The 331-nt window shown below is 49.8% G+C and carries 1 protein-coding gene; it reads left to right on the top strand.

The genetic code is table 11. The features are described from left to right. Window positions 1-331, top strand: a 331-nt coding sequence (locus tag A3729_RS10670; RefSeq protein WP_304439715.1) for a nucleoside recognition domain-containing protein, incomplete at both ends; no start/stop codon positions are given.

The raw sequence follows: 331 nt of genomic DNA, 5'->3' as shown, positions 1-331 counted from the left end.
TATTAAGAACCTGGGATAGAGTAAAGCTTTTCATCCGCGATGCCGGGAAGGTGATTGTTCTGATGGTGCTGGCGCTAAATGTGCTCAACTCGATTGGCACGGACGGCTCTTTCGGGAATGAAGATTCTGAAGACTCGGTCTTAAGCGAAGTGAGCAAAACGCTTACGCCGATGTTCTCTCCTATGGGCATTAGTGAAGAAAATTGGCCTGCTACGGTTGGCATCTTTACCGGGGTCTTAGCTAAAGAAGCCGTTGTGGGCACCTTGGATTCACTATATGGGCAATTAGCGAGCGAAGGTGAAGCGCAAGAGCAGGGCTTTGATCTGGGAGC

It is taken from the genome of Oleiphilus sp. HI0043, from assembly GCF_001634935.1.
The sequence above is the reverse complement of the archived record's forward strand: the minus strand, read 5'-3'. Positions and strand labels throughout refer to the sequence as shown.